The 7,776-nt window shown below is 31.5% G+C and carries 6 protein-coding genes and 1 pseudogene; 3 read left to right on the top strand and 4 right to left on the bottom strand.

The window, feature by feature from the left end; all coding sequences use genetic code 11:
• Positions 1 to 149, bottom strand: a pseudogene (locus B3R94_RS13245) (carbonic anhydrase); the annotation flags it as partial.
• A 6-nt stretch (positions 150 to 155) separates the two neighbouring features.
• Positions 156 to 434: a GNAT family N-acetyltransferase gene (locus B3R94_RS13240; protein WP_125350239.1), complete on the bottom strand. Its 279-nt coding sequence runs from the start codon at positions 432 to 434 to the stop codon at positions 156 to 158.
• A 268-nt stretch (positions 435 to 702) separates the two neighbouring features.
• On the opposite strand from B3R94_RS13240, the gene dnaN reads away from it, so the two are divergent.
• From dnaN to B3R94_RS13225, 3 genes are read left to right on the top strand one after another with little or no spacing between them, the layout of a single operon-like run.
• The gene (gene dnaN, locus B3R94_RS13235; protein WP_291101396.1) at positions 703 to 1,821 is read left to right on the top strand and encodes a DNA polymerase III subunit beta; all 1,119 of its coding nucleotides are present in this window, start codon (positions 703 to 705) and stop codon (positions 1,819 to 1,821) included.
• Between the two features lie 36 nt (positions 1,822 to 1,857).
• The gene (gene pheT, locus B3R94_RS13230; RefSeq protein ID WP_291101393.1) at positions 1,858 to 4,287 is read left to right on the top strand and encodes a phenylalanine--tRNA ligase subunit beta; all 2,430 of its coding nucleotides are present in this window, start codon (positions 1,858 to 1,860) and stop codon (positions 4,285 to 4,287) included.
• A gap of 13 nt (positions 4,288 to 4,300) precedes the next feature.
• The gene (locus tag B3R94_RS13225; protein ID WP_280051793.1) at positions 4,301 to 4,735 is read left to right on the top strand and encodes an META domain-containing protein; all 435 of its coding nucleotides are present in this window, start codon (positions 4,301 to 4,303) and stop codon (positions 4,733 to 4,735) included.
• A 67-nt stretch (positions 4,736 to 4,802) separates the two neighbouring features.
• Here B3R94_RS13225 and B3R94_RS13220 read toward each other — a convergent pair whose 3' ends face one another.
• A complete protein-coding gene (locus B3R94_RS13220; protein ID WP_291074901.1) occupies positions 4,803 to 6,188 on the bottom strand; it encodes an AAA family ATPase in 1,386 nt (461 codons plus the stop codon).
• Positions 6,189 to 6,327: 139 nt separating this feature from the next.
• Positions 6,328 to 7,626 carry a cation:proton antiporter gene (locus B3R94_RS13215; protein ID WP_291101390.1) on the bottom strand — a complete coding sequence of 433 codons (1,299 nt, stop codon included), beginning with the start codon at positions 7,624 to 7,626 and terminating at the stop codon, positions 6,328 to 6,330.
• Between the last annotated feature and the right edge of the window lie 150 nt (positions 7,627 to 7,776).

Below are 7,776 nucleotides of genomic sequence, written 5' to 3'. Positions count from 1 at the left end.
TCTTCTGCCGTCACACGACTATCTGAACAACCAATGTAAAGCACTTCTGGGTTTTGACCAGCCGAAAGCTTATCAAAATATTGCTCGTCTTGTCCTAAACGTTTATTTACCCACTCTTGGTTGTGTTCAAAAACTTTTTCTAAATTCATAATTTTCTAAATTACATCTTGCACTTCTGGATGTTTACCAACATAAACGCTCACATAACTACAAAATGGAATGATTTTCAACTGATTTTTTCTTGCGTAATCTACAGCTTCTAACACTAATTTTTCGGCCAAACCTTGTCCTCTCAATTCGGGATTAACACCTGTATGATTAATCAACATTTGTTTTTCTTTCAGCATAAAAGTTAATTCACCAACTTCTTTATTATTCTCATCAAGAAGTATAAAAACTCCATTTTTTCCTTCTAAATTCAATTCAATTTTCATAGAATAGTATTTTAAATTCAAATTAATCTTTTTGGATGAGATTTGGTCAAAAAGATTTGTTAAAAGTCTCGATATACAAGACAAATTTACGGGTGAAAAGTTTTTAATTCAAAGAAAATTTAAACAAATAATAACAATCAATTTACAATCATCTTTCTATTTGATAATCAACAACAAGCCATTCTATATAATATTTAATGTATAGGTTTGAGTTTTTTACTTGATTATTTATTACATTTGTTAGATATTTTAAGGAAATATTCTTCATATGAAATTTATTGTATCGAGCAACACGTTATTAAAAAATGTTAACTTAATCGGAGGGGTTATTAACTCTAATAATACTTTACCAATCCTTGATAATTTTTTATTCGAATTGGATTGTAGCCAATTAACTATCACTGGTTCTGATTTAGAAACAACAATTTCAACAACTTTAGAAGTTGAGTCTAATGATAATGGAAAAATTGCAATTCCATCAAAAATCTTAACTGATACGTTGAAAACTTTCCCTGCGCAACCGCTTACTTTTATCCAAAAAGAAGGAAATACGTTGGAAATTGTTTCAGAACAAGGAAATTATCAGTTAGCATTTGAAGACGCAAACGAATATCCTCAAACGCCAGATATCGAAGACGCAAGCTCTACAACACTTAGTGCAAGCATTTTATCAGAAGCAATTATCAAAACTATTTTTGCGACAGGAAACGACGAATTACGTCCTATTATGACAGGAGTTTTCTTCCAAGCAAATGCAGATATTTTCCGTTTTGTTGCTACAGATGCGCATCGTTTGGTAAAATATACTCGCAATGGTTTAGAGAATTTACAAGCTGCTGAATATATTATGCCGAAAAAACCACTTAACTTATTGAAAAATATTTTAGGAGGAAATAATGACGATGTAACAATCGAATACAACAATACAAATACACGTTTTTCATTCCAAAACATCGTGTTAACTTGTCGTTTGATTGATGGTAAATATCCTAATTATGAAGCGGTAATTCCAAAAGAAAATCCAAATGTATTAACGATTAACAGAAACTTATTCTTGACATCTTTGAAACGTGTGGCAATTTTCTCTAACAAAACAACAAACCAAGTTCGATTAAAATTAGTTGGAAATTCATTGACAATTTCTGCTGAAGATATCGATTTTGCAAACAAAGCAGAAGAAAGACTTCCTTGTGATTACAACGGAACTGACTTACAAATCGGTTTCAATTCTCGTTTCTTAATCGAAATGTTGAACAATTTACAATCAGAAGAAATAACATTAGAAATGTCTGAACCGAATCGTGCAGGAATCATCAAACCAGTTGATGGACTAGAAGATGGCGAAGAAATCTTAATGTTAGTTATGCCAGTTATGTTAAACGCATAATCAAAAAGAATACATAAAATTCATTTATACAATACAATGAAAATTTCATACAATTGGCTAAAAACCTACATTGATACAGATATCACACTTGATGAAGTGTCTTCAACACTTACAAGTACGGGTCTAGAAGTTGAAGGTGTAGAACAAGTAGGTGGAGCTAAAAATTATTTGGAAACCGTATTAGTTGGTAAAGTTTTGTCGGCTGTACCTCATCCAAATGCAGATAAATTAAAAGTTACTAAAATAGATTTAGGAGACGGAAAAGAAACACAAATTGTTTGTGGTGCTCCTAATGTTGCAGCGGGTCAAAATGTACCTGTGGCGACTGTCGGAACGGTTTTACCTTCACCAGATGGTGAATTTAAAATCAAGAAGGCAAAAATTCGTGGTGAAGAATCTTTCGGAATGATTTGTTCTGAAGTAGAATTAGGAATTGGTACAGATCATTCTGGTATTTTGGTTTTACCAGAAGATTTAAAACCTGGAACTTCTACGTTCGACCTTTTCGGAAAAAATGATGAAGTTGACCACGAAATCGAAATTGGTTTAACGCCAAATCGTGCGGATGCAATGTCACATTTTGGTGTAGCGCGTGATTTACATACGGCCCTTAAAACTCGTGATATCGCGTCAACATTCAAAACATATGATGTATCAAATTATCCTACGACAGATTTCGGAAAAAATCCTATTTCTATCGAGGTTAAAGATACAGAAGCAGCGCCTCGTTATGCAGGTGTTTACTTAAAAAATGTAAAAGTTGCTGAGTCGCCAGATTGGTTAAAAAATCGTTTAAAAGTTATAGGATTATCGCCAATTAATAATGTGGTTGATATTACCAATTACATTTTACACGATTTAGGACAACCTTTACATGCTTTTGATGCTGCTAAAATTGAAGGAAATAAAGTGATCGTTCAGAAATTAGCAGAAGGAACAAAATTCACAACTTTAGATGGCGTTGAACGTACATTAAAAGGACATGAATTGATGATTTGCAACGAAAATAATCCAATGTGTATTGCTGGAGTTTTCGGAGGAAAAGATTCTGGAGTTTCGGATGCAACGACAACTATTTTCTTAGAATCAGCATATTTCGAGCCAGTAACAATTCGTAAAGGAGCGAAAGCTCATGCATTAAATACGGATGCTTCTTTCCGCTTTGAACGTGGAATTGATCCTAACATAACTATCGACGCGTTGAAAAAAGCTACGATGATGTTAGTTGAAATTGCTGGTGCTGAAATTGCATCTAATATTGATGATATTTATGAAAATCCAATTCAAAACTTCAATGTAAAATTACGTTTACACAAAGTGGTTGAATTATTAGGAGTTGAAATTCCAGAACATAAAATCAAATCGATTTTAGAGAATTTAGAAATTAAAATTTTGTCAGAAAATGATGGAATTTTAGATTTAGAAGTTCCAGCTTATCGTGTAGATGTACAACGTGATGTGGATTTGATTGAAGATATTTTAAGAATTTATGGATACGATAATATCGAAATTCCTTCAAAATTCTCGTTTTCTTATGTTCCAAATCAAAAAGTTAGTCCAGATAAAATCGAAGATTTTATTGCGCGTCAATTGATTTCTTTCGGATTCAATGAAGCGATGAATAACTCGTTAACGAAAAAAGAATACGAACAAGTTTTCTTTTATCCAGAAGGAGAAAGTGTTGCCATGTTAAATCCACTTTCAGCTGATTTAGCTGTAATGCGCCGCACTTTGTTGAATGGTTTATTAGAAAATGTTGCGTTTAATATCAACCGTCGTAATTCGGATGTTAAATTATTCGAATTTGGGAAAATTTACCGCAAAATTGATGGTATTTACGAAGAAAATAAATGTTTAGGAATCGTTCTTTCAGGAAACTTTAATAGCGAATCGTGGACAGGAAATTTACGTAAAGCTTCATTTGCTGATTTGAAAGGTTTGATTAAACAAATTTTTGTTCGATTAGATATTCAAATTACAGATGAGTTACCTGCAAAAGATGATAATTTCTTAGATGGAATTGAATTTGTTTCTGCTCAAAAATCATTAGGAAAACTTGGAATCATCAGCAAAAAATTAGCAAAAAAATTAGGCGTTAATCAAGATGTTTTCTTTGCTCAATTAAATTGGGATGCAATGGTTGCTTTAGCAAACAAACACGATTTGAAATACAAAGAAATCTCTAAATTCCCAGGTTCTCGTAGAGATTTAGCTTTATTGCTTGACTCTTCTGTGAAATATGAAGAATTGTACAAAGCGACAAAAGAAGTGAAAACGAATTTGTTGAAAGCTGTTAATTTATTCGACGTTTACGAAGGAGATAAATTGCCAGTTGGTAAAAAATCGTATGCTTTAAGTTTTATGATTCAAGACGAAAATAAAACATTAAGCGATCAAGAAATTGATGGTTTAATGAATAAATTAATCAAATTGTATCAAGAAAAATTCAACGCTGAGTTGAGATAAAATATTCCGAAAAATGAAAAAGATTGTAACTTTATTTTCAGCAACTCTTTTGATGAGTTTTATAGCAACTTCTTGTTCTACAAGCGCAAGTACTGCTAAAATTAAACCTAAAGCGGAAGTTTCGATTTCAAATCAAAATTGGTATTTGATCAACGATAACAACGTAGTAAAAGGTTTGTACGATAAAGACGTAATGTTGGTTATTGACGAAGCGAATTCGACTGTAAGTGGTTTTGCGGGTTGCAACAATTTCAATGCTTCTTTTACAAAAGTTAGCGGCGTAACCAGCTTCGTTAATTTCTCTGAAACTAAAATGGCTTGTCCTAATTTGCAAGAAGAAAAAGCATTTTTATCGATGTTGAAAAGTGTAAATCGTTACGAAGTTTCTGGAAAAGAATTACATCTTTACAAAGGAAATATCTTATTATTGACATTTAAAACTTTGTAAGTTTTAATCAATTATAAAATCAAAAAGCGCTCTAAGAGCGCTTTTTTGTGGTTTATATTATTTTATTTTAAACTTCTTTATTTTCTTCAACTGCTTGTTGAGCTGTAGGAGAAATTGCTTCATCACTTTGCTTGAAACCAATTTTAGTAATCGGAATTTCTTTTGATGATAAATAAAACTCTAAATCAGCATTTAATTCAATCAGACGATGCGGAAAATCTTGTCCAACATTTTGTTTGGCTTCTGTTAAGAAAATTGCACAATGTTTTAGATAATCAGGCGTTAATTTCGATTTTGCTTCTTGAAATGCCGAAAACAATACCTTTTCTGTCATCACAATATTTTTCGTTTCATCTTTTCTGTATAATGCATATAAACGTTTTTTAAGCGATTGTGTAAAATCAATCATCATTGTATTTGAGAAAATTTTCATTTCAGCCGCATAAGGCGTCCAGAAATCTTTGTTCAACGCATTTTGATTTTTCAAAATTGATAATAACGGAGAATCTTGCGCCAAATTCGTAGTCATGTGATGTAGAAGTAATTGTTTGCGCTCGTCAAAAGTTGGAGGAAAAATCGGAATATGTAAATCAAAACGACCAGGTGCAACGATTTCATCATTCAAATTTGCTAAAGATTCAACAGCTCCAACAATCAAAAGTTCTTTCGTATCATTTTTCTGAATATGTCTAAGAACGGAATAAAACAAATCGACCATTTCGGGATAAATGGTATTTACAGAAGTAGAATGTAATATTTCGTCGAACGAATCAATAAACAATAATGTTTTAGGTTGATTCATCTTTTTTGAAAGAAAATCGGAGAATTTATTCTTTTTGTTATCAAAATTCCCAACTAAATAATCATTGAAAATATGTACAAATTCGTAACCAATCATATCCGCTATTTTCTTTGCCCAATATATTTTCCCACTACCTGGAGGTCCATACAAAATCAAGCCAGCAGGTTTTGAGATTCCCCAACTTTCTCCTTGATCTTTGCTAATAAATGGATCTAACATATCAGTCATATAAAAATACAAATCGGTATAACCAACTAAACTTTTACCAGAAAAATCTTCGCATTGCGGAAATGCTTTTTCTATAAACGGATATTTTCCCCCAATGTAAGAATGAATCAAATAACTTGACACTCCCGTTTTCATCTGCTTTGCAACCTCGGCAGGAATTCCATTTGTTACAAAAAAATGAAGCACTTCTTCTTCTTTCGCTCCAATTGTTTTAGCGATTTCTTCTATTGTTTTTTCTTTGGAATAATCTTCGGCATATCTTTTTAAGAAATCTTTATTCTCTTCCGAAAATGTTATAAATTGTTGTGTTACATTAAAATTTTCGTCAATACAAAAACTCAAATCAATATTAAAATCATTGATAAAATTCTGTAAACTTCCTAAAGATATTTCGAGTTGATTAGATAAATCTTTTAATTTCATTCTGTTGGCTTGTTCTAATTTCTATTAAAAATAAAGATTAATTCGTGAACTAAACCATTTTAAGTTCTAAACTTCTGTTAAAGGAACAAGCGCATCTATAGATGCGCTTGTTCCTTTTAATTGTATATTTTATAATTATTTACAATTTAGATGAATTAAGATAATCTTCCATTTCTTCTTTATTTGCTTCATCAGATTCGTCTTTTAGAACACGATGAGCCACTTTACCTACAGTTAAACCTTGAATAACGATTGAAAATAAAACAACGATGTATGTAATCTCTAATAACAAATCTTTCCATTCCGAATTTGGCATCGAAAGAACTAACGCAATTGAAACTCCTCCACGAATTCCTCCCCTAACCAAGACAATAAGTGAACCTTTAGAAAAAGTGTTTTTTCTTAAAATAGTACGAGCTGGAATAACAATTGATAATGTTCGAGATAATAGGACTATAAAAATTGTGGCAATTCCTAATAGAATTTGATCCATTAAATCTTCTATTAACAACAATTCGAAACCTATAAAAAGGAATAAAATGGCATTCATTACCTCATCAATAAGCTCCCAAAATTTGTTTAAATAATCTTGAGTTGTTTTACTCATTGCGAATTTCTTTCCATAATTTCCGATTATTAAACCTGCGATAACCATAGCTAAAGGACTAGAAATATGAAGTTCTTTTGCAATCAAAAATCCTCCCATTACAATCGATAATGTAATTAAAGCTGAAACTTTATAATCATCAATTTTTTTCATCGAATTAGACGCTGTAAATCCAAGTAATAATCCAAGTAAGATTCCGCCACCAGCTTCCATCAAGAATAATTTTGAAACACTTGAAAAATCAGCATCAAAGCTTGGATTAGTTGCTATTTGTAAAACTACTGCGAACATTACAACGGCCACACCATCATTAAACAGTGACTCTCCTGTAATTTTTGTCTCAATAATTTTAGGAACTTTTGCTTGTTTCAAAATTCCTAATACAACGATTGGATCAGTTGGTGAAATTAATGTTCCGAACAATAAACAATAGATATACGGAATTTGAATACCAAAATATGGCGCAATGTAATATAAAATTACTGATATAATAAATGCTGATAATACTACTGATATTGTAGCATAAGTAGCAATTGTCCATCTCAAGTTTTTCAAATCGAGAATATTAACGTGCATTGCGCCTGCAAAAAGCAGAAAATTAAGCATTGCGCCCATCAATATTTCATTGAAGTCTAAACTATTAAAGAGTTGAAACATGTCTTTTGTAGCATCAGGAAAATAGCTATCTCCCAATAAACGGATAGCGACAGATACTAACATGGCGATAATCATAATTCCAATTGTTCCAGGTAATTTTAGGAATCGAAGGTTTGCATAAGAAAATAATGCAGCAAGAACAATTAGAACCGAAAAAGAATAATATAGTTCCATTGGTATTGATTAAAATTTGGAAAAAGTTACAAAAAAAGAGCCACTATAAAGTGGCTCTTTCTATATTAAGACACTGTACCAAAAACTGTGTAAGTATAAAATTCTGCTTGGGTTAAAATCGAGCAGAATTTTTTTTATACATTTAATATT

The sequence above is a fragment of the Empedobacter sp. UBA7611 genome, assembly GCF_002484365.1.
In the GTDB taxonomy this organism is placed as follows: Bacteria; Bacteroidota; Bacteroidia; order Flavobacteriales; family Weeksellaceae; genus Empedobacter; species Empedobacter falsenii_B.
The sequence above is the reverse complement of the archived record's forward strand: the minus strand, read 5'-3'. Positions and strand labels throughout refer to the sequence as shown.